The organism is Rhodovulum sp. MB263 (assembly GCF_002073975.1).
GTDB lineage: Bacteria > Pseudomonadota > Alphaproteobacteria > Rhodobacterales > Rhodobacteraceae > Rhodovulum.
Genome location: NZ_CP020384.1, coordinates 3,556,671 through 3,581,356 on the forward strand (window position 1 = coordinate 3,556,671; position 24,686 = coordinate 3,581,356).

21 protein-coding genes, 2 pseudogenes and 1 other annotated feature are annotated in these 24,686 nt (G+C 65.2%); of the genes and pseudogenes, 11 read left to right on the forward strand and 12 right to left on the reverse strand.

Annotation, left to right across the window (positions count from 1 at the left end; genetic code table 11):
• Positions 1–19: 19 nt before the first annotated feature.
• From B5V46_RS16615 to gyrB, 7 genes are all read left to right on the forward strand, one after another.
• A complete protein-coding gene (locus tag B5V46_RS16615; RefSeq protein WP_042457055.1) occupies positions 20–796 on the forward strand; it encodes an enoyl-CoA hydratase in 777 nt (258 codons plus the stop codon).
• A gap of 185 nt (positions 797–981) precedes the next feature.
• The gene (gene rpsT / locus B5V46_RS16620; protein WP_080617629.1) at positions 982–1,248 is read left to right on the forward strand and encodes a 30S ribosomal protein S20; all 267 of its coding nucleotides are present in this window, start codon (positions 982–984) and stop codon (positions 1,246–1,248) included.
• Positions 1,249–1,836: 588 nt separating this feature from the next.
• A complete protein-coding gene (gene dnaA / locus B5V46_RS16625) occupies positions 1,837–3,207 on the forward strand; it encodes a chromosomal replication initiator protein DnaA (protein ID WP_080617630.1) in 1,371 nt (456 codons plus the stop codon).
• A gap of 123 nt (positions 3,208–3,330) precedes the next feature.
• Positions 3,331–4,449: a DNA polymerase III subunit beta gene (gene dnaN, locus B5V46_RS16630; protein WP_080617631.1), complete on the forward strand. Its 1,119-nt coding sequence runs from the start codon at positions 3,331–3,333 to the stop codon at positions 4,447–4,449.
• 79 nt (positions 4,450–4,528) lie between these two features.
• The gene (gene recF, locus B5V46_RS16635; RefSeq protein WP_080617632.1) at positions 4,529–5,656 is read left to right on the forward strand and encodes a DNA replication/repair protein RecF; all 1,128 of its coding nucleotides are present in this window, start codon (positions 4,529–4,531) and stop codon (positions 5,654–5,656) included.
• Between the two features lie 366 nt (positions 5,657–6,022).
• Positions 6,023–6,178, forward strand: coding sequence for a hypothetical protein (locus B5V46_RS19970; protein ID WP_155774105.1), 156 nt, complete (start codon positions 6,023–6,025; stop codon positions 6,176–6,178).
• 78 nt (positions 6,179–6,256) lie between these two features.
• Positions 6,257–8,674, forward strand: a complete 2,418-nt coding sequence (gene gyrB, locus B5V46_RS16640) for a DNA topoisomerase (ATP-hydrolyzing) subunit B (RefSeq protein ID WP_080617633.1) — start codon at positions 6,257–6,259, stop codon at positions 8,672–8,674.
• 231 nt (positions 8,675–8,905) lie between these two features.
• On the opposite strand, the gene ggpS is transcribed toward gyrB, so the two are convergent.
• The 7 genes and pseudogenes from ggpS to B5V46_RS16670 all read right to left on the reverse strand — a co-directional run bounded on the left by ggpS (position 8,906) and on the right by B5V46_RS16670 (position 14,620).
• On the reverse strand, positions 8,906–10,408 hold the full coding sequence (ggpS, locus tag B5V46_RS16645) for a glucosylglycerol-phosphate synthase (RefSeq protein ID WP_080617634.1): 1,503 nt from the start codon (positions 10,406–10,408) through the stop codon (positions 8,906–8,908).
• Between the two features lie 3 nt (positions 10,409–10,411).
• The gene (locus tag B5V46_RS16650) at positions 10,412–11,194 is read right to left on the reverse strand and encodes an HAD-IIB family hydrolase (RefSeq protein WP_080617635.1); all 783 of its coding nucleotides are present in this window, start codon (positions 11,192–11,194) and stop codon (positions 10,412–10,414) included.
• Positions 11,191–12,315: an NAD(P)H-dependent glycerol-3-phosphate dehydrogenase gene (locus tag B5V46_RS16655; RefSeq protein WP_080617636.1), complete on the reverse strand. Its 1,125-nt coding sequence runs from the start codon at positions 12,313–12,315 to the stop codon at positions 11,191–11,193. Before B5V46_RS16655 ends, B5V46_RS16650 begins: the two co-directional genes overlap by 4 nt.
• A gap of 517 nt (positions 12,316–12,832) precedes the next feature.
• A complete protein-coding gene (locus B5V46_RS16660) occupies positions 12,833–13,216 on the reverse strand; it encodes an IS3 family transposase (RefSeq protein WP_080617637.1) in 384 nt (127 codons plus the stop codon).
• A 434-nt stretch (positions 13,217–13,650) separates the two neighbouring features.
• Positions 13,651–13,821, reverse strand: a pseudogene (locus B5V46_RS20920) (helix-turn-helix domain-containing protein); the annotation flags it as partial.
• Complete coding sequence (locus B5V46_RS16665) at positions 13,749–14,288, reverse strand: IS3 family transposase (RefSeq protein ID WP_080617638.1); 540 nt, start codon at positions 14,286–14,288, stop codon at positions 13,749–13,751. The pseudogene B5V46_RS20920 and the gene B5V46_RS16665, both read right to left, overlap by 73 nt.
• Positions 14,214–14,330: a sequence feature (AL1L pseudoknot), on the reverse strand. (Overlaps the previous gene by 75 nt.)
• On the reverse strand, positions 14,285–14,620 hold the full coding sequence (locus B5V46_RS16670) for a hypothetical protein (RefSeq protein ID WP_080617639.1): 336 nt from the start codon (positions 14,618–14,620) through the stop codon (positions 14,285–14,287). (Overlaps the previous feature by 46 nt.) Before B5V46_RS16670 ends, B5V46_RS16665 begins: the two co-directional genes overlap by 4 nt.
• 38 nt (positions 14,621–14,658) lie before the next feature.
• On the opposite strand from B5V46_RS16670, the pseudogene B5V46_RS20925 reads away from it, so the two are divergent.
• Positions 14,659–14,844 (forward strand): annotated as a pseudogene (locus B5V46_RS20925) (IS3 family transposase); the annotation flags it as partial.
• A gap of 101 nt (positions 14,845–14,945) precedes the next feature.
• Positions 14,946–16,415 carry a sodium/proline symporter PutP gene (gene putP / locus B5V46_RS16675; RefSeq protein ID WP_080617640.1) on the forward strand — a complete coding sequence of 490 codons (1,470 nt, stop codon included), beginning with the start codon at positions 14,946–14,948 and terminating at the stop codon, positions 16,413–16,415.
• 898 nt (positions 16,416–17,313) lie between these two features.
• On the opposite strand, the gene B5V46_RS16680 is transcribed toward putP, so the two are convergent.
• The 4 genes from B5V46_RS16680 to B5V46_RS16695 are packed head-to-tail and all read right to left on the reverse strand — an operon-like array spanning position 17,314 to position 22,451.
• Positions 17,314–18,123 (reverse strand): ABC transporter ATP-binding protein, encoded by an 810-nt coding sequence (locus B5V46_RS16680; RefSeq protein ID WP_080617641.1) that lies wholly within the window; start codon positions 18,121–18,123, stop codon positions 17,314–17,316.
• Entirely contained in the window at positions 18,123–19,193 is a 1,071-nt protein-coding gene (locus tag B5V46_RS16685; protein ID WP_080617642.1) for an iron ABC transporter permease, read from the reverse strand. The genes B5V46_RS16680 and B5V46_RS16685 overlap by 1 nt, the downstream gene beginning before the upstream one ends.
• Positions 19,190–20,302, reverse strand: a complete 1,113-nt coding sequence (locus B5V46_RS16690; protein ID WP_080617643.1) for an ABC transporter substrate-binding protein — start codon at positions 20,300–20,302, stop codon at positions 19,190–19,192. Before B5V46_RS16690 ends, B5V46_RS16685 begins: the two co-directional genes overlap by 4 nt.
• A 22-nt stretch (positions 20,303–20,324) precedes the next feature.
• The gene (locus B5V46_RS16695; protein ID WP_196774276.1) at positions 20,325–22,451 is read right to left on the reverse strand and encodes a TonB-dependent siderophore receptor; all 2,127 of its coding nucleotides are present in this window, start codon (positions 22,449–22,451) and stop codon (positions 20,325–20,327) included.
• Between the two features lie 203 nt (positions 22,452–22,654).
• Here B5V46_RS16695 and B5V46_RS16700 point away from each other — a divergent pair, with 203 nt between their 5' ends.
• Entirely contained in the window at positions 22,655–23,491 is an 837-nt protein-coding gene (locus B5V46_RS16700; RefSeq protein WP_080617645.1) for a helix-turn-helix domain-containing protein, read from the forward strand.
• Positions 23,492–23,736: 245 nt separating this feature from the next.
• On the opposite strand, the gene B5V46_RS20280 is transcribed toward B5V46_RS16700, so the two are convergent.
• Positions 23,737–23,901 carry a hypothetical protein gene (locus B5V46_RS20280; protein WP_196774277.1) on the reverse strand — a complete coding sequence of 55 codons (165 nt, stop codon included), beginning with the start codon at positions 23,899–23,901 and terminating at the stop codon, positions 23,737–23,739.
• Positions 23,902–24,200: 299 nt separating this feature from the next.
• Here B5V46_RS20280 and B5V46_RS19980 point away from each other — a divergent pair, with 299 nt between their 5' ends.
• Positions 24,201–24,401: a hypothetical protein gene (locus tag B5V46_RS19980; RefSeq protein ID WP_155774106.1), complete on the forward strand. Its 201-nt coding sequence runs from the start codon at positions 24,201–24,203 to the stop codon at positions 24,399–24,401.
• The last annotated feature ends 285 nt before the right edge of the window (positions 24,402–24,686 follow it).

Here is a 24,686-nt window from a genome sequence, read left to right on the forward strand (position 1 = left end):
GAACGGAGGCCGTCAGTCCATGGCTTACAAGACGCTGATCGTCGAGATAGAGGACCACGTGGCGCTGGTCCGCCTGAACCGGCCCGAGGCGCTGAACGCGCTGAACGGCGAGTTGATGGGCGAACTGGCAGAGGCCGTGAGCGAGGCCAACGCCAATGAGAAGGTGCGCTGCATCGTCCTGACCGGGACGGAAAAGGCGTTCGCCGCCGGGGCGGATGTCCGCGAGATGAGCGAGAAGAGCTTCGTCGACGTCTTCGCGGGCGATCTGTTCACGCCAGAGACCGAACGCCTTCTGGCCTGCCGCAAGCCGATCATCGCGGCAGTGGCGGGGTATGCGCTGGGCGGCGGCTGCGAACTGGCGATGATGTGCGACTTCATCATTGCCGCCGACACCGCGAAATTCGGCCAGCCCGAGATCAATCTGGGCGTCGTCGCCGGGATCGGGGGCACCCAGCGCCTGACCCGCGCGGTCGGCAAGTCCAAGGCAATGGACATGCACCTCACGGGCCGCTTCATGGATGCCGAGGAGGCCGAGCGCGCCGGGCTCGTCAGCCGCGTCGTCCCAGCCAAGAAGCTGATCGAAGAGGCGATGGCCGCGGCGCAGAAGATCGCCGAGAAATCGGCGCTGACCACGATGGCGGTCAAGGAATGCGTCAACCGCAGCTTCGAGACCACGCTGCGCGAGGGGCTGCTGTTCGAGCGGCGCATGTTCCACATGATGTTCGCGACCGAGGACCGGGCCGAGGGCATGCAGGCCTTCGTCGAAAAGCGCGAGCCGCAATTCCGCGACAAGTGAGGCGCGTCGCAGGGGGGGGGGCGCCTTTTCTGCTTCCCTTTCGCGACAAGCTCCACTATAAGCCGCGCCTTATATGCGCGTGAGGCCCGCTTTGGCCGGAATCAGCCGGTGGCAGGAAAACCCGGCCGGGGCCTCGTTGCGCGAGAGATTTTGACCACGAGACCCGGAAAAGGGAAAAGGACCACATGGCCAATTCGCCCCAAGCCAAGAAGCGCGCCCGCCAGAACGAGCGCCGCTATGCCGTCAACAAGGCGCGTCGTTCGCGCATCCGCACCTTCCTCCGGAAGGTCGAGGAAGCGATCGCTTCGGGCGATCAGGCGGCCGCTGCGACCGCTCTGCGCGAGGCCCAGCCCGAGTTGATGCGCGGGGTCACCAAAGGCGTCCTGCACAAGAATACCGCATCCCGGAAAATGTCGCGACTCGCCGCGCGCGTGAAGGCGCTGAACGCCTGATCCGAGGCCGTTTGCGCCCTGAAAACAAGAGCTCGGAAGGGCGCGGCCGAAGGGTCGCGCCCTTCGTTTTCGAGACAGGTTCCCCGGCCCGGATGGGCCTGCGGCAACACACTCCGGATTCGTTCCGCACAGGCGCGTCGTCAAGGTCGAAGTTCGGTTGCACCCCTCACGACCACCGGTCTACCGTCTCTAGGCGATTCACATCGACTTGGGGGGGCATGACGCGGAACAACCCGCGCCACGATCTGCTTTTGAGCCGGCCGAGACCGGCAAGGGAGAAGATCGAGGAGGGGCTTGCCGGACAGAGCGTGTATTCAGGGAAACCGTTCTGACCGAAAGCTGCCGCAAGCCAGACGGGCCTAGTCTCGTCCGCGGGTTGTACCTCATGTCCAAAAGGACCGTGAAAGGCAAAAGCGACTGGAGCAGATCCGGGCGCCGCGATGGCGGTTCCCGGCCGGGGAGTGTCGGTTTTGCGCAAGGGTCGGCTCTTCCATGTCGGTGCGCACCGGGGGTCTGACGGCCGCTCCATGACGGGGCGTCGGGCAGGGATTCCGGTTTTGCTGGATCGGCTAAGAGCGGGCAAAGAAGATGACAGACGACACCTGGGGACGCATTCGAGATGACTTGGAGAAATCGATCGGCAAGAACAACTTCGTAACCTGGATTGCCCCTTTGGAATTCCGCGCCCTGGAAGACGGGGTTGCGCGGTTCGGTGTTCCCACCAGCTTTGTCGGCGACTGGGTCAACCGCAATTTCGGCGACAAGATTCTCGAACACCTCACCCGTAGCGGCGTCGAGGTCGACCGGCTCGAATTCTCCGTCGCCGCACCGAAGCGGGTCGCCCCTGCCGTTGCCGCAGCCGACACTGCGGCCGCGCCGGCCCGCCGCGCCGCGGCCGAGCCGCGCGACGAGGGCGACATGCCGGGCGCGCCGCTCGATGCACGCTTCACCTTCGACAGCTTCGTCACCGGCAAGCCGAACGAGCTGGCCCATGCCGCCGCGCGCCGCGTCGGCGAAGGCGGTCCCGTCGCGTTCAACCCGCTGTTCCTTTATGGCGGCGTCGGCCTCGGCAAGACCCACCTGATGCATGCCATCGCCTGGGATCTGCTGCACCGGGCGCCGGAAAAGAAGGTCGTCTATCTCTCTGCCGAACAGTTCATGTACCGCTTCGTGCAGGCGCTGCGCGAACGCGACATGATGGGCTTCAAGTCGCTGTTCCGTTCCGTCGACGTGCTGATGGTCGATGACGTCCAGTTCATCGCCGGCAAGGACAGCACCCAGGAAGAGTTCTTCCACACCTTCAACGCGCTCGTGGATCAGAACAAGCAGATCGTGATTTCCGCCGACCGCGCGCCGGGCGAGATCAAGGATCTCGAGGACAGGATCCGCAGCCGCCTGCAATGCGGGCTCGTGGTCGACCTGCATCCGACGGATTACGAACTGCGCCTGGGCATCCTGCAACAGAAGGTCGAGCTGTACCGGATGCAGTATCCGGGGCTCGTGATCGCCGACGGGGTGCTGGAATTCCTCGCCTACCGGATCACCACCAATGTCCGTGTGCTCGAAGGGGCGCTGACCCGGCTCTTTGCCTTCGCCTCTCTGGTCGGCAAGGAGATCACGCTGGACCTGGCCCAAGACTGTCTTGCCGACATCCTGCGCGCCTCGGACCGCAAGGTCACGATCGAGGAGATCCAGCGCAAGGTGAGCGAGCATTTCAACATGCGCCTGAGCGACATGATCGGGCCCAAGCGGCACCGCACCATCGCCCGGCCGCGCCAGATCGCGATGTATCTCTCCAAGCAGCTGACCCAGCGCAGCCTGCCAGAGATCGGCCGCCGCTTCGGCGGGCGCGATCACACCACGGTCATGCATGCGGTCAAGCGGATCGAGGACCTGCGCAGCAAGGACAGCCAGATCGACGAGGATCTGGAACTTTTGCGCCGCATGCTCGAAGCCTGACCGGCCGCATATCCGGGCAACCCTTGACGCCCTTGTCAAAGTCTCGGACAGTCCAACAAAACGCTTGAGCAGGGAAGCGAAACCGTTAGGGTTCGCCTCCCGGGCGCAAGAGGAGCGAGGGGCATGAAATTCAGCATCGAACGCGGCGCACTCCTGAAGGCGGTGGGCCAGGCGCAATCGGTGGTCGAGCGACGCAACACCATACCGATCCTCGCCAACCTCCTGATCGAGGCAGAGGACGCGACGGTAAGCTTCCGCGCGACCGATCTCGATATCGAGGTCGTCGACAAGGCACCCGCGACGGTCGAGCGCGCTGGCGCGACGACGGTTCCGGCGGTGACGCTGCACGAGATCGTGCGCAAGCTGCCCGACGGCGCGCTGGTCGAGCTGTCGGATGACGGCGCCTCGGGGCGGCTGACGGTCGTGGCCGGGCGGTCGCATTTCACGCTGGCAACGCTGCCGCGCGAGGACTTCCCGGTGATGGCGTCATCGGAATACACCTCCAACTTCATCGCCAAGGCACCGGTCCTGCGGCGGCTCTTCGACAAGTCGAAATTCGCGATTTCGACCGAGGAGACCCGCTATTACCTGAACGGCGTCTACATGCATGTGGCGACCGGCGAGGACGGCCAGGTGCTGCGCTGCGTCGCGACCGACGGTCATCGCCTGGCCCGGATCGACGCAACCCTGCCCGCAGGGGCCGAGACCATGCCCGGCGTGATCGTGCCGCGCAAGACGGTCGGAGAGCTGCGCAAGCTGCTCGAGGATGACGAGATCGAGATCGCAGTGTCGGTCAGCGAGACCAAGGTGCGTTTCGCCACGCCCGAAATCACCCTGACCTCGAAGGTCATCGACGGCACCTTCCCGGATTATTCGCGGGTGATCCCGATGAACAACACCCGGCGGCTCGAAGTCGATGCCGCCGAATTCGCCAAAGCGGTCGACCGCGTGGCCACGGTGAGTTCGGAACGCTCGCGCGCCGTCAAGCTGGCGCTCGAGGAAGACCGGCTGACGCTGTCCGTCACGTCGCCCGACAGCGGCGCGGCCGAGGAAGAGCTGGCCGTGGCCTATGGAGACGAGCGGCTCGAGATCGGGTTCAACGCGAAATACCTGCTGGAGATTGCCGGTCAGGTCGATCGCGAGAATGCCGTCTTCCTGTTCAACTCATCCGGCGATCCGACCCTGATGCGCGAGGGCGACGATGCCTCGGCAGTCTATGTCGTGATGCCGATGCGGGTCTGAGCCCTGGCAAGCCTTGCGGGGCCCGGCTGATGCCGGGCGCCTGCGGCGCGGGTATTTTCGCCAAGAAGAAGGGCAGGCCGTGCCCGGGCTTCTGCTGACAGAACTGACGCTTTCGCAATTCCGGTCGCACGACCGGGCGCGGCTTTCGCTTGACGCGCGCCCGGTCGCTGTCTTCGGACCGAACGGAGCGGGCAAGACCAATCTGCTGGAGGCGGTGTCGCTGATCTCGCCCGGCCGGGGTCTGCGCCGGGCCGGAGCCGAGGACCTGGCGCGGGTGCCGGGGCAGCTGGGCTGGAAGGTCGCGGCGGTGCTGAGCGGGCCGGGTTCCGGGCATGAGGTCGAAACCTGGGCCTTGCCGGGCGGCAACCGGCAGGTTCGGCTTGACGGCAAGGCCGCTGCGCAGGTGGCGCTGGCGCGGATCGCGCGGGTGCTGTGGCTGGTGCCATCGATGGACCGGCTCTGGATCGATGGCGCCGAGGGGCGGCGGAGGTTTCTGGACCGGATCGCGCTGAGTTTCGAACCCGGCCATGCCGAAGCGACGCTGGCCTATGAAAAGGCCATGCGCGAGCGCAACCGCCTGTTGAAGGACGAGGTGCGCGACCCGCACTGGTTCGCGGCGCTCGAGGCACGTATGGCCGAGGCCGGGGCGGCGCTGGGCGCAAACCGGCGCGCCGCGCTGATGCGCCTCGAGACAGCGCAGGCCGAAGCCGAGACCGCCTTTCCGCGCGCGACGCTGGCTATGGCAGGGCCCGAAGGGTCCGATCCGGAGGATGCCGGGGTGCTGGCCGGGACGCTGGCCGCCGGACGGGCGCGCGACATGGCAGCGGGGCGGACGCTGGCCGGGCCGCACCGGGCCGATCTGGCCGCCATCTTCGACGCCAAGGGAATCGAAGCGCGGTATTGCTCGACCGGCGAGCAGAAGGCGCTTCTGATCGCGCTGATTCTTGCCAATGCGCGGGCGCTGGCACAGGATTTCGGGGCACCGCCGCTACTGCTTCTGGACGAGGTGGCGGCGCATCTCGATGCCAGCCGCCGGGCGGCGCTTTACGACGAGATCTCGGCGCTGGGAGCGCAGGCCTGGATGACCGGAACCGGAGCCGAACTGTTCGCCGCTCTGGGCGAACGGGCGCAATATCTTGAAGTGCACGAGACCGGCGGCACCAGTCGGATCGAGAGGCGGGACGGCCCGGGCCCCGGCAACGCGTGACCTCCGACGCTCTGGGCAGCAGCGATCTTGCCCCTGCCCGGCCTGCTTCTGCCCGCTTCCGGCCATCGACATGGCATTGCGACGACCGGGACCGGACCTCGGCCCGACGAAGCCCCGCACGCCGGGGCGACAGTGGCGCCTGTCGGGCCAGGGAGCCGCCCCGGGGCAGTCGCACCTTGGGGGCGGGGGCGGCCCTCTGCGCACCGGCCCCTTGAGGAGATTGCGGGTCATGCCAGCCGACAGGAAACTCCGGCCCCGACCGATATTCCTTCCGGGCCTGCGTCCCCGGCGCCACCCGCCCCCGCCTGCTTCCCCATCACAAGCACGGGAGGGCCCGGCTGATCTGGCGCGCTTTTCCCAAGCGCGGTGCTGGCCCTCTTGCTGCCCCGATTTTCCAGCCTCGTTCTCGCGCTTTGCATCGCCGTGCTGCGCGCTTCACCCCGTGCCCGGGCGCTGCGCCGGGTCAATCGCGGCGCGGGCACGATGCCGATCGCGGTCGGGCGGATGTTTCCCGTCGCATGACACCAAATCTTGTGGCCGCTGCGTGACAATCCCACCACGACACCTTATAAAACCCGTGACGAACAAAGGATCCTGCACATGGTCGACAACGCACGGGCTGCCGAAGAGTACGGCGCCGATTCCATCAAGGTTCTCAAAGGCCTGGAAGCGGTCCGTAAACGGCCCGGCATGTATATCGGCGATACCGACGACGGCTCGGGCCTGCATCACATGGTTTACGAGGTGGTCGATAACGGCATCGACGAGGCGCTTGCGGGCCATGCCGACGCCGTCACCGTGAAAATCCACGCCGATTCAAGCGTCTCGGTCAGCGATAACGGGCGGGGCATTCCGGTCGGCATCCACGAGGGAGAGGGTGTCTCGGCGGCCGAGGTCATCATGACCCAGCTTCACGCCGGGGGCAAATTCGACCAGAACTCGTACAAGGTCTCGGGCGGCCTGCACGGCGTGGGCGTTTCGGTGGTGAACGCGCTGTCGGACTGGCTGGAGCTGCGGATCTGGCGCGAGGGGCATGAACATGTCGCCCGGTTCGAACATGGCGATACCACCGAGCATCTGAGCGTGGTCGGCCCGTCCGGGGGGCGCAGCGGAACCGAGGTCCGCTTCATGGCCTCGACCGAGACCTTCTCGAATCTCGACTATTCCTTCAAGACGCTCGAGAACCGGCTGCGCGAACTGGCCTTCCTCAATTCCGGCGTGCGCATCGTGCTCGAGGACGAGCGCGGGGCCGAGCCTCAGCGCGTCGAGCTGTGCTACGAGGGCGGCGTCCGCGAATTCGTCCGCTACATCGACAAGCTGAAAACGCCCGTGATGGCCGAACCGATCTTCATGACCGGTGAACGCGACGGGATCGGTGTCGAGGTCGCGATGTGGTGGAACGACGGCTATCACGAGACCGTCCTGCCCTTCACCAACAACATTCCGCAGCGCGACGGCGGCACCCACATGGCGGGGTTCCGCGGGGCGCTGACCCGGACCATCAACAATTACGCGATGTCGAGCGGCATCGCCAAGCGCGAGAAGGTGAATTTCACCGGCGACGATGCCCGCGAGGGGCTGACCTGCGTCTTGTCGGTGAAGGTGCCCGACCCCAAATTCTCGAGCCAGACCAAGGACAAGCTTGTCAGCTCCGAGGTGCGGCCCGCAGTCGAGAGCCTGGTGAACGAAAAGCTTGCCGAATGGTTCGAGGAACATCCGCAGGAGGCCCGCAGCATCGTCGGCAAGATCGTCGAGGCCGCGCTGGCCCGCGAGGCGGCGCGCAAGGCCCGCGAACTGACCCGGCGCAAGACGGCGATGGATGTGGCCTCGCTTCCGGGCAAGCTCGCCGATTGCCAGGAACGCGATCCCTCCAAGTCCGAGATCTTCCTCGTCGAGGGCGACAGCGCCGGCGGCTCGGCCAAGCAGGGTCGGGCCCGGGCCAATCAGGCGGTTCTGCCGCTTCGGGGCAAGATCCTCAACGTCGAGCGTGCCCGCTTCGACCGGATGCTGTCGAGCCAGGAGATCGGAACGCTGATCACCGCACTCGGCACCGGCATCGGGCGGGACGAGTTCGACATCTCGAAGCTGCGCTACCACAAGATCGTCATCATGACCGACGCCGATGTCGACGGCGCGCATATCCGGACGCTTCTGCTGACCTTCTTCTTCCGGCAGATGCCCGAGGTGATCGAGGGCGGCTTCCTCTACATCGCGCAGCCGCCGCTTTACAAGGTCGCGCGCGGCAAGTCCGAAGTCTATCTGAAGGACCAGGCCGCGCTGGAGGATTACCTTGTCGAGATGGGCATCGACGGGGCGGTGCTGCGGCTTGGCGATGGCGAGGAAATCGTCGCCAAGGACCTTGCCCGGGTGGTCGAGGAGGCGCGTCATCTGCGCCGCATCCTGCAGGCTTTCCCGACCCATTACCCTGCCCATATCCTTGAGCAGGCCGCCATTGCCGGGGCGTTCCGGCCCGGCCAGATCGACGCCGACCTGCAGGGCACCGCCGATGCGGTGGCCCGGCGGCTCGATCTGATCGCGCTTGAATATGAACGCGGCTGGATCGGCCGGCCTACCCAGGACAAGGGCATGCGCTTTTCGCGCGTGGTGCGCGGCGTCGAAGAGGTGCGAGTGCTCGACGGCCAGGTCCTGCGTTCGGCCGAGGCTGCCCGGCTCGGGACCTTCACGGACAAGCTGCAGGAAATCTACCAGCACCCGGCCAGACTGATCCGCAAGGATCGCGATCAGCCGATCCACGCCCCTTCCGAACTCTTGCAGGCGATCCTGTCCGAGGGCGAGAAGGGCCTGACGCTTCAGCGCTACAAGGGGCTGGGCGAGATGAACCCCGAACAGCTCTGGGAAACCACGCTCGACCCCGAGGCGCGGACGCTTCTGCAGGTGCGGGTCGAGGATGTGGCCGAGGCCGACAACATCTTCACCAAGCTGATGGGCGACGTGGTCGAGCCCCGGCGTGAGTTCATCCAGCAAAACGCATTGAGCGTGGCCAATCTCGATTTCTGAACGATGTTGACCCGGGCCTGGGATCGCGTGTGACGCTGCGCGATCCCCATCGGTTTGTGGCCTCGCCCGGGGGCCTGGCTATCGCGAGATCATGTCTCGCGGTTCGCAATCGGGAAGCTGAGGCCAGGGACGACCTTCCCGGGCCTATCGCGGCACTTTCCATACAGAACCCGGCCCGCGCGCGGCGGGGGGGCCGCCGCCCCGCAAGGGTGACGCCCCGCCCGGACAAGATCAGGCCGCAGGCATGGCAGCCGCCCCGGGCGCCGAGCCGGCCAGCGCCTCCATCTGATGATTGGCCCAGAAGCGCACGTCGTGGCGATGGACAACGTCGCGAAGCGCGGCCATGCGATCGCGCCGTTCCGCCTTCGGCATTTCCAGCGCCTGGGCAATGGCGCTGTCCATGGAACGGTGCGAGAACGGGTTGGTCAGCAGCGCCGCGCCCATCTCGACCGCCGCGCCCGCGAATTCCGACAAGACCAGCACCCCGTCGCCATCGACCCGCGCGGCGCAGAATTCCTTGCAGACGAGGTTCATGCCGTCCGCGAGCGGCGTGATCCAGGCGACATCGGCGGCCCGGTAATAGGCCACCAGATCCTCGAAGGGGATCGCCCGCGAAATCAACACGATGGGCTGCCAGTCGAGACTGCCGAAACGGCCGTTGATGCGGCCGGCCATCTGCTCCAGATCGTTCTGGATATTCTCGTAGACCGTCATGTTGCGATTGGCGGGCACCGAGACATGCATCAGCCGGACCTGGCCGCGCAGCTCGGGCTGCGCCTCTAGCAACCGCTCATAGCTCAGAAGCTGGTCGATCCCGCCCTTGGTGTAATCGGTCCGCCCGACGGACAGCAGAAGCTTGGCGCCGCCCATTTCCGTTCGGATCTCTTCGGCCCGCTTGGCGGTTTCCTCGCGCCGGGCGACCGCATCGATGTAATCGGCATCGACCCCCACCGGCGAGGCCTGCACCGTGATCCGACGATCTTCGTATTCCAGCTCCGTCGGCACGCTGCGCTCTGACAGGGCTGTCACCTCGGCCGCGAATTCAGGCTCGACCTTCTGGCGTCCCGTCACCTCTACATCGAGAAGACTGCGCGCGGCCGAGACGAAATTCGACACATAGCGCGGGATGTGGAACCCGACCACGTCGCAGGCCAGCAGGCTTTGCAGGATCTCCTTGCGCCAGGGCAGGACGTTGAACATGTCGGCCGAGGGGAAGGGCGTGTGGTGAAAGAAGCTGATCTTCACATCGGGGCGCAACTTGCGCAGATATCCCGGCACCAGCCACAGATTGTAGTCGTGGATCCAGACCACGGCCCCCGGCGCGGCCTCGGCGGCGGCGGCCTCGGCAAAGATCCAGTTCACCTCGCGGAAGGTCGGCCAGTCGACAGGGTCGTAATTGTAGCGTTCCTTGAAGGAATGCAGGATCGGCCAGAACGCCTCTTTCGAGGTGACGTGATAGAAGCTGCTGACCTGTTCCGCGGTCAGCGGCAGCCGCGAGACCGTATACTGACCAAAGGCATCGTCGACCTCGATCACCCGCTCGAAATCGGGATTGGCCGGGTCCTCGGCCTGTTTCCAGGCGATCCAGGCGCCCTTGTCGAACCGGCCGAAGAAGCTTTTCAGGGTCGGCACGATGCCGTTCGGGCTCTTGTTCTCTCGCAGGACGATCTTTCCGTCTTCCTCCACCTCCTCATAGGGCTGGCGGTGATAGACGATGACAAGATCCGAAGGCATGTGTCAGGCTCCTGTTGAAATGGCATGAAGATCGAAAGCGGCGATGGCCTCCATGATGCCCGCGGCGCCATGCGCCCGGGCGATGTGCAGATGGTCGAGATCGCGGACCCGCTCGATCAGGGCGGGCTCGGAATTGCCGACGGCAACGGCGTTGAGACCGCATTCCAGCATCGACAAATCGTTCAGCGTGTCGCCCGCGGCGAGCACGCGGCCCTCGGGGATGTTCAGATGAGCGACCAGCCGGCGTAATGACGGGCCCTTGGACACCCCCTTCGGCAGCACGTCGAAATAGCGATCGGCCGAGATCAGCCAGTCGAGCCCCATGGCCTCGACCTTCGCCTCGGCCGACGGGTCGTAGGCCCCGGCATCCATGTCGAAGCTGACGCGGTAGCGGAACTCGGTGGGTTGCATCTTCAGCCCCGGATGACCGTCAAGCGCCGCCCGCACTCGCGCGCCACTGTCGCCCCAGCGCCGCGAGATATCCTCTTCCAGCGCCGGGATCGGCCGGATCGCCTCGCCGGGATGGACCTCGGCAATCGAGGTGCCGACATCGCCGACCACGTATTCCGGCCAGGGCAGACCGTTTTCGGCACACATCTCCATGATGAAATCCGGGTCGCGCCCGGTGACGAAGATCAGCCCCACGCTGGCGCGGTTGGCCTCGATCCAGTCGTAAAGGCACCGCCGTTCGACTTCGCTCCCCCCCAGAAAGGTGCCGTCGAGATCGGTTGCCAGCACGAAGCGGCGATCCGAAAGCGGCGGATGGGGGGCGGTGGCAAGGTTCATGAGGACACTCCGAAAGGCAGGGGAACGGTCGGTGCGGGATGGTCGAGCGACAGCGTGAGGGCACGCGGCTCGGCCTCGATCGGCCGGGTCCAGAGATCCGAGAAGCTGCGTTCGAGATCGGCGCCCTCGTGCAGCACCGCATTGACGGTCTCGCAGATCGGCATCGACACCCCGATCCGGCGGGCCAGATCGACGACCGAGCGGGCATTGACCTCGCCCTCGACCACGACCGGGCGGCCGCCGAAACAGTCGGCGCGCGCGATGCCCTGGCCGAGCTGGGTGCCGAGCGCCATGTTGCGCGAGGTGGTCGAGGAACAGGTCAGCGTCAGGTCGCCCGCGCCCGAAAGCCCGGTCACGGTCTCACGCTGCCCGCCCAGCGTCTCGGCCAGCACCTTCATCTCGTCGACGCCGCGGGCGATCAGGGCTGCACGGGTATTCTCGGCAAAGCCCGCGCCCGACATCATCCCGCAGGCGATGGCGATCACGTTCTTCACCGCGCCGCCGACCTCGACGCCGACGAGATCGTCCGAGACATAGGGCCGGAAGCCATGCCCGCCCACCGACATCGCCATCCGCGCCGCGGGGCTGGAATAGGGCGCCAGCCGGTCGGCATAGGTGAAGGGAAAGGCCACGGTCGCCGCGGTCGGATGGCCAAGCGCGGTCTCGCGGGCGAAGGTCGGCCCCGAGATCGCGCCGATCGGATGGCCGGGCAGCTCCTCGGCCGCGACTTCGGACAAGAGAAGCCCCGAGCCAAGCTCGATCCCCTTGGCACAAAGCGCGATAGGGATACCGGCGGGCATGTGCGGCGCGGCGGCGCGGCACATCTCGCGCAGCGTGGCCGAGGGCGTCACGATCAGCACCGCCTCGGCCCCCTCCAGCGCCTCGGTCAGCGAGGCGGTCGCGCGCAGCGTCTCGCCAAGCTCGATATCGGGAAGATATTGCGAATTCCGCCCGGTGGCGGCGATCTCCTGGGCCAGCGCAGGGCGACGCGCCCAAAGCCGGACCTGGCGGCCGTTGCGCACCAGAACCCTGGCCAGCGCCGTCCCCCAGGACCCTGCGCCAAGGACCGCGACCGTGGCAAAGGGGGCGGACTGCCGGTCCGGGGCTGCGATGTCTTTCATGTCGGTTCGTGTCTCCTTGGCCGCTATCTCAGAGCCTGCCCCGCCGCTGAAGCGACGTGCCGTTGCGCAACAAGCTCTGGCGCCACCGGATCCGGAGGGGCCGAGGCAACAGATCCGGCGGGGTTACCCGACAAACCTATAGGTATACTTCGTCAAATCAAGTATATGTCACAAGGCGTCCCCAAAGCCGGATCAAAACCGCGCGCCCCATTCTCGAACTGCATATCAAATCAACTGGAAGCGCATTTCTTGTGCGATCTCATGTCAGGAACGGAGTTTTCGACCCGTCAAGGCCGGCTCGGCCTGCTTGCATGCCAGCCAACAGACTCCGCCACCTCTCGGAACAAGGCGCCCCCGGGCGGCAAGGCCAAGCAGGGGCGAACCTCCGAGATCGGGTTTCACGTAATCTAGTTCGTTACACGAAGAATAACGGTGGCTGGCAGCCGAAATCAGTCCATATCTTGCGCGCGCATGGACGTGAGCTTGTCCCCGGATCCCGGGATGGGGGTGATGTTCACTATGCGGCCATCAGGGCGGCCATGTCGATCCTTGCCTGTTCGGGCGTGCGGGAACCGATGCTCGAATGGCGGCGCCGGCGGTTGTAGAAAATCGCGATGTACTCGAACGGCGCGGCCTTCGCCTCTTGGCGCGACCGGAACCTGGTGCGGTGGACCGGTTCGTTCTTGAGCGAGCCGAAGAAGCTCTCCATCGGCGCGTTCTGCGCCTTCGAACGGTCCCCCCGGACCGTTCGATCCGCTGGCGTATTGAACTCCACGATCGGAGTGACAAACCAGTCCCGGACCGGCCGCCGGTTCTGTAGCGCCATGCGCATCGTGTCGACCGCGAGGCTGCTTTTCAGGCGGTCCGACATCGACCACCCCACGATCTCCATGGTCGCCATGTCTTTCTCACCGCCGCAAGGTAAAGCCAGCCCTCGTCAGTGGGCACGTAGCTGATGTAGGCGGGCAGATGCTGTCCGGCTCCGCGGCGCGGAAATTCCGCCGCAGCAGGTTTGGCGCAATGCCGAGATTGTGCCGGTTGTCGGTCGTCCGCGGAACGCGGCGGCCCCGGCGCGGCCCGGCGGAGGGATATCGTGATCTTTCATGAGCCTGGCCACCGTCTTCCTGGCCACCCGGATGCCTTGATCGTGAAGTTCGGCGTCGCCATTGCCGCTCGGACCAGTGGCGCGTCAATGGCAACTGCGTGGCGCGCCGTATCGCTGGTGGCTCGCATCGGAGATTTCCCGGATCCGTGGTGCCAGAGCGTCCCGCCGTGTCTGGCGCGCCGCCCGTTCGGGGGCAGCGGCGCCACCGGCGCCACGGTCCCTCAAACCCAAAACCGACGTTTCCACTCGTAGAAGCTGGTGCGGTCCATGCCGCGCTGGCGACAGGCCTCGGCCACGTTGCCGAGTTCTTTCGCCAGTTCCAGAACGCTCATGCGGGTTTGCGCGATCTTGGTCTTCGCGTCACGAGCCTTGGGTTTCGTCGCTTTCGGTGTTCCATCCATGGCGGGCTCCTCCTTTCCCAAAATAGCATGGAAAGAAGGTTAAGTAGAAAGATAAAGTCTGACACCCAGAGCTGGTTCGGCCGCTCGGCACGGAATTCCCGGTTCACCTTGCCATCCGGACATGGGCGCGTGGTGTCGGGGTTTGTGGTGATCACCTTCTTGCCACGGATGACGCCCTGCAGGCCCATCGCGCGCATCAGGCGCTCCACGGTGCAGCGTGCCGCAGCAACATTGTCCCGCTTCAGGGCATGCCAGACTTTCCGCACGCCGTAGAGTTTGCGGTTGTCAGACCAGATCTTCCGGATCTTGTCCTTCAACCCGGCATCGCGCCGCATCCGTGGCGATGCCCGCGATGGGTCCCGTGCGGCGGCCTTCCGTGCATGGTATGTTGACGAGGCGACCGGCGGCACGCGGCAGATCGGCTCGACCCCGAATTCCTCCCGGAATTCATCAATGAAGCCAGTCATTTGCGGAACGGGCGGTCGAGCTCCGCCCGGGCAAAACAAGCGCTGGCCTTCTTCAGGATCTCGTTCGCTTGCCACAACTCGCGGTTCCCGCGCTCGAGTTCCCTGATGCGGGCCTTCTCGGCACTGGTCGGGCCCGCTTCCTTGCCGCTGTCACGCCGAGCCTGCTTGTACAAGACCCGCAGGCTGTCTGGCGAGCAACCCAGCTTGCCGGCGATGTCGCGCACCGCGCCTGTCAAAGACGCATAGCTGTCGAGAGGGTCGATGACCATCTGCACCGCCCGTTCGCGGAACTCGGCCGGATACGGGCTCGTCGTGTTCTTCTTCCTGTCCATGCGACGGCATCCTTTGAGGGTTTGGCCCTCCGGGCAAGGCGGCGCGGTTCAATACCGAACGCCCCCTCCGCCTTGGACGACCAGCCCCCGCGGATCACGCGCGGGTCCCGATCTCCGAAATCGCCTGCCCCGCTGCACGAGATGAAAGCGCCGCAGCTCAGGCGATTGCTCTCGCCGCGCCGATCGACGAAAATACCAACCGGGCTCAAATCGCGGCTGGATGAACGTTCAGGGGCAGGTCAGTCGGAAGCCATGATCCGTATTGTTTATGCGTGGCGGCATCGGATAGGGCCCCAAGATTGTATAAACAGGGATCGGAGAACACGTGTCTATAGGAGCTATCATTAGTCTGGCGACTTATTTCATCCTGATGATCGGGATCGGGATTTACGCCTATAGAAAATCGACAGCGACATCCGAGGACTATATCCTTGGCGGACGAAATCTTCCTCCCGCCGTCGCCGCACTCTCCGCCGGGGCATCCGACATGTCCGGCTGGCTGCTGCTGGGCTTGCCCGGAGCCCTCTATGCCTCGGGTCTCGTCGAAGCCTGGATCGGCATCGGCCTCTTCCTGGGGGCGCTCGTCAACTGGATCGTCGTGGCGCCGCGCCTGAGAGAACAGACCGAACGCTATGACAACGCGCTGACGATCCCGGCCTTCCTGGCCAATCGCTTCCCGTCGCGGGGTGCCACGCTGCGCATGGTTTCAGCGGTGATCATCGTGGTCTTCTTTGCCGTCTACACGGCCTCGGGCCTCGTCGCAGGAGGCAAGCTCTTCCAGAGCGCCTTCGACGGCAGCTACCAGTTCGGCGTCTGGCTGACCCTCGGCGTCGTGCTGGCCTACACGGTGGTCGGCGGCTTTTTGGCCGTGTCTCTCACGGATTTCTGCCAGGGTCTGATCATGATGCTGGCGCTGATCATCATGCCCGCGATCGTGCTCTATTCCGGGAAGGGCGCCGGCTTCGCCCAGGCCCGGGAGACGCTCTCCGGGGTCGAGGGGTTCACCTTGAAGCTCTGGTCCCCCGACATGACGCTCATCGGGTTCGTCTCGCTGCTCGCCTGGGGTCTTGGCTATTTCGGCCAGCCGCATATCATCGTCCGCTTCATGGCGGTGAAGAGCGTCGCCGCAGTCGCGACCGCGCGCAATATCGGCATGGCTTGGATGGGCATCGCCCTCGTCGGTGCGGTGGGCGTCGGCATCTTCGGTCGCGCCTATGTGGAGCGCAACGGCGTGGTGATCGAGGATAGCGAGACGATTTTCATCTATCTCGCCGACAACCTGTTTCCCGGGCTGATCACGGGCTTCTTTCTGGCAGCCCTTCTGGCCGCGATCATGTCGACGGTCTCGAGCCAGCTTCTGGTCTCGTCCTCTTCCCTGGCCGAGGATTTCTACAAGCTCGTGCTCAACAGGGGCGCCTCCGAGAAGACCCTCGTGACCATCGGACGCATTTCCGTGATTGCAGTCGGCGCCGTCGCCGCGCTGATTGCAGGCGATCCGGATAGCGAGGTGCTGGACCTTGTCGCCAATGCCTGGGCGGGCTTCGGAGCGGCATTCGGTCCGTTGGTCATCCTGTCCCTGACCTGGCCGCGCATGAATGGTGCCGGTGCCGTGGCGGGCCTGGTGGTGGGCGCCGCAACCGTCGGGCTCTGGATCTTCACCGGTCTGAAAGAGGCCACCGGCGTATACGAGATAATCCCCGGCTTTGTGCTCGCATGTCTCGCGATCTTCGTCGTCAGTCTCGCGACCAGGGATCGGGGAGAGTTCCGGTCGATGGTATCTGCACCGGCTGAATGAGACCTGCAGGCAGAGGCCGAAAGTCGGCCTCTGCCTTTGGACCAGCGACTTTTGGCGGTCGGCAAGCCGCCTGGATGCTGGTGCTGCCGTTTCCGGACAGGGAGGCGGTTGTTCGCTTTTCGACGTCGGACAGTTTTCCCGTTCCGGTACGGTCGCCGTCAAATCACGTCGAAAACGTTTTTTGCGGGAACCGGCTATAGGCCTTCTGCCAGCCTTCGATCCAGTCACGCTCGCGGCGAGAGGTTCGCAATGCCGATAATGGGTTCAGCGGCCATATTGCCGATAGCCGCACGCGCATCGAGCAGGGGAACCGGGGCTTTCGTCAGGACATCATCTCGCGATCACAAGGGGCCTGACAACCTTTTCGACGCAGCCATGGGCAAGGCTGGACGGCAGCCGGATCCCGCAGGCCTTCAGCCGAGCGCGCAGCTCGTTCGATGGGTCTGTGGTCCTTGCAAGCCATGCTTTTCCGGCGCTCTGCAGGGCGCACAGGCCATGCGCTGCCAGATTTTCATACGGACTGGACAGCACGGCCCGGTTCTCGCACCTGTGTCATGCCACGCGCATCGTTCCGATCCGTCTTGCTCCGCATCGCCGAGAGCACTGCCTCGAGCTGCCGGGCCTTCATGCAGACGATATCACGGTCGCATGCCTGCGGGCCGAAGAACCGGTGCTGGCCATGGTGCCGTCCTCGAAACCGACCCTGCTGATAACGCCGGGAAAATCCCTCAGGTGTTCCGCGATGGCGTCACCATCGCATGGAAGATAGCGCTCTCGACAGCTCTTCCCCGTGTCGTTGTCCAGCCGGCTTGAGGGAGCGACGCGGGGTCCGGCTTCTCCAGTCTGGCCTTTGCAGGCAGTGAAAGCTGTCACCGGCGCATGATAGCCCGCCGCCCCGTCAGGCCGCGCCGGGCCGTCCGAGCACGTTTATATGAAGGCCATGACCGGCATCGCGCAGGACCTCCGCCTCAACCTCGAAGACATTGCGGATGTTCTCGGCTGTCAGGCAGTCCCTTGTCCTGCCGCTGGCATAGACGCCGCCATCTTTCACGAAGACAATCCGGTCGGCCCATTGCGCCGCAAGCGCCAGATCATGCAGGACAAGCGCAACGATCCGGCCGCCGGCCGCAATCCCGCGCAAGGCCTCCATCACCTCGAACTGGTGCCGGATATCGAGCGCGGCGGTCGGCTCGTCAAGCAACAGGGCGACGGGATCGTGGGACAACGATTGCGCCAGAACGGCAAGCTGGCGCTGGCCGCCCGAAAGATCGCACAGGGAGGTCCCGGCAAGCGGCTCCAGCCCCAGCCGGACAAGCGCCCCTGCGGCCCGCGCCCGCCGCTCAGCGCGCGAAAGCCCGGGCATCAGAAGATCGAGCCCGGCGAGAACCGCTTCGAGGACCGAAAGCCCCGTCCGGGTATCTTGCGATTGCGGCATGTATCCGACGCGACGCATCCGCCTGGCGGGCGACAGGGCATGCAGGTCGTCGCCATCCAGGCGCATATTGCCTTCGGCCGGCACCACGCCGGCGATTGCCTTGAGCAGGGTCGATTTCCCGGTACCGTTCGGCCCGACGAAGGCCGTGATCTCTGCCGCGCGCAAGGCAGGAAGCGAGACGTCGCGCAAGATGGTGCGGCGGCCGAACCTGACCGACACGCCCGAAACCTCGAGTTGCAGGGGCGAACCTTTCCCGTCGACAGGCCCGTGCATCAACGGCTCCACTGGCGCAGCAGCAACAGCAGGAAGACCGGCAACCCGACCAGTGTCGTGACGATCCCGATCGGCAGCAGGACCCCCGGCAGGATCAGTTTCGCCGCGATGCTTGCAAAGGACATGACCGCCGCCCCGCAAAGGATCGAGGCGGGCAGCAGAAACCGGTGATGATCCCCGACCAGCAATCGCGCGACATGCGGACCGACAAGCCCGACGAAGCCGATCGTTCCGGAGAAGGCGACGGCCGTGGCAGCCAGCAGGCTGGCCCGGAGCAGGCTGCCGAAGCGCAGCAGCCCAAAGGACACGCCAAGGCTCTCGGCCCGCTCCCGGCCCAGTTCGAGCACCGTCAGCGCGCGGGCCGCCCGAAACGAGAAGGGCATGACCGCCAGCAACACCCCGCCCAACAGCAGATTGCTCCACGTATCGGCCCGTCCGAGGCTGCCCATCGTCCAGAACACCAGTTGCTGCAAGGCATCGGCCGGGGCGACGAACTGGATCACCGCGACCAGGGCGTTGAACCCGAAGACCATGGCGATCCCGAAAAGGATCAGGACGCCGGGGGGCACGCTGCGCCGGTTGCCGACGAACTGAATCAGCAAGACCGTGCCAAAGGCGAAGGCAAAGGCCATGGCGGGCACCGCAAACCGATCAGGCACATGGGGCAATGCCACCCCGAGCACGATCACGAGCGCCGCGCCGAAGGAGGCGGCCGAGGACAGGCCAAGCGTGAACGGGCTGGCCAGCGGATTGCGCAGGATCGTCTGCATCTCGGCCCCCGCCAGGCTGAGGCTCGCCCCCACCAGAACGGCCAGGATCGCCGTCGGCAGGCGCACCTGCCAGACGATGACCCCGACCGACGCATCGGCCTGCCCCTGCCCGATCAGGGCGGCCAGCACATCGCGCACCGCAAGGCCCGAGGGGCCGGTCAGCACATCCGCCAGCACCCCCGCGACCAGCAGGAGCGCAAACAGAACCAGCCGCAGGCAGCGGCGCCGGACCGCGCTGTCATGGGCCGCGAAGAGACCGCCCGGCGGCGCGACCGACCCGCTGACGGCATCCGTGTTCATTGCCCCTGGCCCGTTGGCGTGACCGCGAAGCTGCCGCTCAGATCGAAGGGCAGGAACGTCCGGTTGATCTCGTCCAGCGAGGCTTTGGGGTCGAGATCCGCGAACAGATCCGGATGGAATGCCTTTGCCATTTCCTCGACCCCCAGAACGAAGAGCGGATTGTCGAAGAAGAAGAGCCAGATACCCGAGGCACGCCCGTCCCGCACCGATCGCAGATGCGACAGGGCGGGCGCCTGCAAGACATGCCCAAGTGTCCGGCGGGCCGTCTCGTCAGGCACCCCCGGCCCGATCAGAAGACCGTCGGGCGCGACGGTCGAGCCGCCCCCGGCCAGGTAGATATCGGGATCGGCGGCGATGACGGCCTCGGGATTCATCTGTCCGATCGCGCCGGGCACCACATCGGCGCCGATATTGCGTCCGCCCGCGGCCGCGATGAAATCGCTCATGTTTCCGGGGCCGGAGGTATAGCAGCAGGCGCCGCCGCCGGGATTAAGATGGAAGAAGACCTCGGGATAGGTCTCAAGCCCGGCAAGCCGCTCGGAAATGCGGTCCATATGTGCCTCGTAGAACCGGATGAACCGCTCGGTGCGGTCCTGCTCTCCCAACAGCGCACCGAGGATGCGCAGGCTGGGCACCGTGCGCTCCAGCGGCTTCTGGAAGAAATCGACAAAGACATAGGGCACACCGGCCGCGTCGAGCTTTTCCAGCCCCTCCGGAGGCGGCCCGTAAAGGGTCAGGATGACCAGATCCGGGCGCTGCGCGATGACGGTTTCCATGGGGAAGTTTCCGGCCATGGGCTCGCCCAGATCGGTGACATCCTCGATGGCAGGCACGGCGTCGCGCAGCGCATCATAGGTCTCGGGCGAATACCGCTTGAGATCGTTGCCCCAGCCGACCAGCCGCCCGACCGGATCGGGAGCGACCAGGGCCAGGGTCAGAACATGGCGCCCTTCGGCCAGAACGATCCGCTGCGCAGGGGCCTGAAGGGTGATCTCGCGCCCGGTCATGTCGGTGACCGTGATCGGCTCGGCCCGGGCCCCGAGGGGCACCGCCACGATCAGCATGAGAAGAAGAAGCCGCAGCCCTTGCGGCATGGACAGAGGGGTCATGTCACACTCTTTCTTTGGGGAGTTACCACTGATAGGTCAGCGCGGCGCTGACGCGGCGCTCGAAGCCTTCGGTGCAGCTTCTGGCCGAACAGCCGGAATAGTATTCCTTGTCGAACAGGTTGCTGACACGCAGCTGGAGCCCAACGCCATCGAACCGCGGATCGCGGGCGCCGAAATCATAGCTCAGGGCAAGGTCGACCAGGGTGAAATCGGGCACGGTGATCGTGTTCGCCGCATCGGCATAGGTCTCGCCGACATAGCGCAGCCCCGCCCCGACGGACGCGCCCTGCAGCGGCCCCTGCCGGACCTCGTAATGCCCCCAGAGCGAGGCCAGATGTTCCGGGCTGCCGGTCGGCCGGTTCCCGCGCGCAACGGGATCCGTACTGCCGGTGACTTCGAGATCGTTGGCGCTGTAGCTCGCCGTCAGCCGGAACGCGGGCGAGATATTGGCACTGGCCGACAGCTCGAGCCCGCGCGAGGTCACCTCTCCGGTCTGGATGCGGTTCAGCGGCTGGTCGGGATCGGCGGTCTGCACATTGGTCTGCCTGAGATGATAAAGCGCGGCCGAAAAGAGCGCATCCATCCCCTCGGGTGCGTATTTGATGCCGATCTCGGCCTGCTTGCCTTCGGTCGGCTTGTAGGCATTGCCATAGAAATCCGTTCCGGCCACGGGCTGGAACGAGGTGCTGTAGCTGGCATAGGGGGCCAGCCTGTTACCCGCCAGCCAGGTCGCGCCGATGCGGTAGGTAAAGGCGTCGTCCTCCTGATGCGTGGAGGTTCCGGTCAGGCGATTGTCGGTATCGATGTCGGACCAGTCCTGCCGGGCACCGAAATCAAGCACCAACCTGTCATCCAGGGTGATCGTGCTTTGCGCATAAATCCCGATATCCTCGCCGGTCTGGTCGGTACTCGCAAAGGGCGTCGTCGCGGAGAAGGGCGCCGAATGAACCGGATCGTAGATGTCGATATCTGCGGCGCTGCCATAGTTGAGGTAATAGTCCTCCTCCGTCTTGCGATAGGACAGGCCGATGACGGAGGTGCCGGTCACGCGCCCCTGCCCCCAATCCGCGCGCAGGTTGATGTCGCTGGCGAAGACATCGCCATCGATGCCGAACTCATAGGCGGTCCGGTTCAGACTGCGCATGTCGGAAGCCAGCGACATCCCGGAAAAGGTCCGGGTCATCAGCTCGTTGCGGGTGTAGCGCGCGCGGGCCTCGAGGCTCCAGACATCCGTGAAGCGATGGCTGAATTCGAGGCCGAGATTGGTCTGCTCGTTGGTGTTCTCGAGCCCGACACCGTCAAGATAGGTATTCCGGGCAATATCGCCATTGGGATTGTCCAGGAGCGTCCCCTGGATCGGCAGGAAGGTGCGCGGCGGCCCGATCTTGTCCTTCGAATAGGACCCGAGAAATGTCAGGCTGGTATCGTCACTCGGAGCCCATGTCAGCGACGGCGCGAGATAGGTGGTATCGTCCGGCACCTGATCATATTGGGTGCCGCTGTCGCGACGCAGCGCAACCAGCCGGCCCCGCAGCGTGTTCTCGGCATCGAGCGGCCCCGAAACATCCAGCCGGGCCTCCGTCTTGTCGAAGCTTCCGAAGGACAGGCCGACTTCCCGCCGCAGCTCGGAGGTGGGGCGCTTGCTGATCGCGTTCATCACCCCGCCGGGCGAATTGGCGCCGTAAAGCACCGAGGCGGGGCCCTGCAGCGTCTCCACCCGCTCCAGCCCGAACGGCTGATAGCGGATAAAGGACTGCTGGGTCGTGGACCTCAGCCCATCCAGCAATGTGCCGGTCGGTCCGACCGCAAACCCGCGCTGGCTGAAATAGTCGAAGCGCTGCGACGCCGCGCCGTTGGACGCGAAGACACCGGGCATGTAGCCCAGCACATCCGTGACCGTCTCGACCCCGCGATCCTCCGTCTCCTGTCGTCCGGCCACGTGAACGGTCTGTGCGGTCTCGAGGATCGGCGTCCCGGTCTTGCCGCCGGTGCTGCTGCTCTGGGCGACATATCCGGTGACCGGCCCATCCTCGCGTTCCGCAAAAAGCAGGATCGGATCGAGGATGACGGCATCGCCATCTCGGGGCGTCCCGGCCGTGGCGAGCACCGGGGCAAGCACCGGTGCGGACAGCGCCGCAATCGTCGTCACATATACCCCGGATTTCCCCCGGATACGCTCAAGGAACGGACGCACCATTTCCAACCCAACCTTAGTTGATAATTTTACTCAGTTTAGCTACTCCCATGGGCAAGACCCGGTCACAACGCCCTGCACTTTCGCTGGCGTGACTGTTTCTTTCGATCCTGACCCCGAAACCGCCCTCGCCGCCGCCACGGGCTCCGAGTTGCGACATGCCTGCCAGCCCCCAGACCTTCCGCCGCCTGTCCGATATCGATCTCGCCCACGGCACCCTGCGCCCCGCCGCCGATGCCGGTTGGGAAACCGAACGGCTTCACCAGGGCCTGAAGGTCATCCTGCTGCAAAGCGGAGAGATTCATTGCAAGCTGCCCGCGCAGCGGCAGCTCCGCTTTGACGTGCCCTGTCTGTGCCTGATCTGGAACCGGGAACCGCATGAGGGGCTGCAACGCTTCGTGCCCGGCACAGAGATCCGACACATCCAGGTCGCGCTTCCGCCCGATACCTTTTCGGGCCGGGACATTCCGGATCAGCTGCAGCAGCCCGGCAACGGTCCGGGCCTGCAATCGCTGCCTCCCTCGCCGGGCATCCTTTCGCTGGCAAACCGTCTGCGGCACTGCGATCTCACAGGGCCGGAGCGAAGCCTCTTTCTGTGCAGCCAGGCGCTGGAATTTGCCGCCAGCGCCCTGTGCATCCTGCAAGAGCGTGTCGGACCCCCGGGACTGCCGCGCCGGCAAAGGCACGAGGATGCGGCCGTGCAGCGGGCCGCTGAGCTGCTGGAGCAGGAACTCGCCGCACCCCCCGGCCTGGCGGAAATGGCGCTTCGTGTCGGGCTCAACCGGCGGAAGCTGTCATCGGGCTTTCAACGGATGTTCGGACAGAACTTTTCCGAATATATCGCGGCTTTGCGACTGGATCGCGCCTATCAGATGCTCGAGACCGGGAACCTGCAGGTGGCACAGGTCGCCTATAATGTCGGCTACACGCCGGCCCATCTTTCGGTGGCATTTCGCAAGCGCTTCGGTATTTCTCCCAAAGAGATGCGCTGCTGAGGCATGGCGGCATCCGCCCCGACAACGTCCTGTGTCGGGAAGAACTGGCTGGCCAGGTGTCTGATCCCGGGTTTTGATGCTGCGATCTGTTCGCAGGAGTGGCTGGCCAGCCCTACACGCCTTGACCATGCCTCGTGCTGCACCGGGCATGACCGACACGCGGTGCGAGCAGAGGTGGGTCCGGTCTTTCGACCTTTTGCGGCCGGGCCGGGCTATGCCATCCGTTGCATGCCAAACGGCGATCTTCAGGGGCGGTGTCCGGCTGCCCCAGGCCTCGTCCGGCGGCCGGGCCCGTCCATCGCGACCTTCCCCTTCGCGTTTTGCAGCATGCCGGAGACGGCGATGCCGGTGAAGTGAGACCCGATCAGCGTTGATATGTCCGGCCTGCCGTATTTCGCCAGCGCATCCATCGTGTTCGACAACCGTCAGTTCGACCGTTTCCCGCCACGTCAGTCCATGACGGCCATGAGGGAGAGAAATCCACGACGCATCGGGATGCAACTGATGCCGGCAGACCAGACCCGATTGGGCCGCGCGATGGACACGTCTATCAAAAGACATGAGTATATCTTGTGCCCAGGGGTCTTGCCCCGCCCCCCTGCACCACCGGCTTCATCAGCCGCCTGACGCGATGACGCCCGCAGTTGCGCCCTTCACCCTGCATGTGGAGGGCCATCCGACACTACCCGTAGCAGGGCGTCTCCGGGAATTGACCGTCGATGATCGCCATGGCGGCAAGGGGCTCGGAGCTTGCACCGCGCGGCTGGTTGCCCGCTTTTCGTCGACAAGACCTGCCGATAGCGGCCGTTCAGCGCTTGATCGAAAGCTGGCCTGTCAACTCTCGATCGTCAAGATCGGCTTGACAGCTCTCACCGCTGCAGATCCGGGCACGCGCCAGTCGAACCGATGAGAAAACCGGTCTCCAGCGGATGCGGGGCCGGGGACCGCTATCCGCCGATATTGTTGAAAAACACCCGCTGCGCCCGAGAAGCCATCTTGGGTTGGAACGTTGTTCTGCACCCGGGCCGAAAATGACTTTTTACAAGTCAGGGTCACGCGCAAGCAGAACCGTTTCCCATGAAATGGCACTCCTTGGATGCTCCAGTGAGTTTTTCAACAGTATCCGCCGGTTGCAAATCCGGCACCCACGCCTAGGGTGACAAGAGATATATGCATCTACTTTATAACGCATTTC